The organism is Salinicola sp. (assembly GCF_982684285.1).
Map to the genome: position 1 here is coordinate 1 of NZ_CEXLVS010000451.1, position 1414 is coordinate 1414.

Here is a 1414-nt window from a genome sequence, read left to right on the forward strand (position 1 = left end):
AAACCTCTTGGGTTTGAAGCTGCTATTGCCAAGATTGTTGATGCTGACCCTGATCGCGACCACATTGTTAGATCCCAAGCTAAGCCAGGTGGTGATTCCAAGCCTGGTGGTGGTAAGACCAAGGAAATCAAGATTGAGTTGAAAGGCGCAAGCAAGATCGAAGCGGCTCTTAACTCTAGTAAATAAAACCTCTATCCTGTATAATAAGTCACGACTGACTTATCTCTTACCGGTTAGTTAAATCGACATATCTATTTTTTTAGGAGTTAGAAAGAATGGCACTATTACGTGTAGAAGCTGAGAAGCTGTCGAATAATCAACTTGTCTCTGGTGTGATTGAAGAAATCATCGACAAGGATGAATTATTTGCGTTGCTTCCATTTATGGGTGTGAACGGTAAGGCTTATGTCTATAACCGTGAAAACACTATTTCAGAAGGCGATTTCTTAGATCCAGTGAACGATACTGTGAACGAAGAAGCGTCAACCTTTACCGAAGTCACTGCGAACTTACGAGTTTTAGCTGGTGATGTGGATGTGGACAAATTCCTTGACGCGACAATGGGTGATCACAATAGCCAAAAAGCTATTCAAATCGCTCAAAAAGCAAAAGGTCTTGCTCGAAAATTCCGTCGCACTTTAGCGATTGGTGATAACGGTACTAATGCTAAAGAGTTTGATGGTGTTGCATCTTTAGTTACAGGTGGTCAGACGATCACTGCCGGTGCTAATGGCGCTCCTATTACTTTAACAATGTTAGACGAGTTGTTAGACGCAGTTCCAAACGGTGCTGATGCGATTATGATGCGTTCTGGTACTTTACGTGCCTACCGCGCATTGCTACGCGCTATGGGTGGTACATTGCCTGAAAGCATTATGATTGAGAACTTCGGTCGTGCGGTTCCAGGTCACAACGGTATTCCAATCATCGTTAATGACTTCTTACCAATTGACGAAGTTCAAGGTACTGAGACTGCGGCCACTTCTATCTACGCTATGCGTTTGAATGAAGTTGATGGCTTACACGCTATCTACGGCGGCAGCTCTGCTGGTATCGTTGTTGAAGACATCGGTACGGTACAGAACAAAGATGCGACTCGCACACGTCTTAAATGGTACTGCGGTACTGCTCTGAAGAGCACTAAGTCTTTGGCGCGTATCCAAGGTATCCAGAACATTTAAGCTGGATAATAAGTCACAAGTGACTTAGAATAGAACGGGTGATGGTTTTTTCCATTGCCCGTTTTTGTTTATTAGGAGGTAGTGATGTCACTACAAAAGTTAAGAATTTTAGAATTAGGCTTTAACCATTTGACAGGTGTGGCGGGTGGTATCGAATTTAAAGATGGCTTGTCTATCGAGGCGGTCACCAAAACCCAGGCGTTCCGTCTTTCGGCGGCAATGCGATGTGAGTT

2 protein-coding genes are annotated in these 1414 nt (G+C 43.8%); both read left to right on the forward strand.

All coding sequences use genetic code 11. From position 1 onward, the window contains the following. Positions 1-186, forward strand: a 186-nt coding sequence (locus AC3AYF_RS20965) for a hypothetical protein (protein ID WP_487780401.1), incomplete at its 5' end; no start/stop codon positions are given. 89 nt (positions 187-275) lie between these two features. Further along, positions 276-1181, forward strand: coding sequence for a major capsid protein (locus AC3AYF_RS20970; protein WP_487780402.1), 906 nt, complete (start codon positions 276-278; stop codon positions 1179-1181). The last annotated feature ends 233 nt before the right edge of the window (positions 1182-1414 follow it).

What these genes read in the sequence shown, in the direction of transcription:
- AC3AYF_RS20970 (WP_487780402.1), top strand. Translation starts at nt 276, where the DNA reads ATGGCACTATTACGTGTAGAAGCTGAGAAGCTGTCGAATAATCAACTT.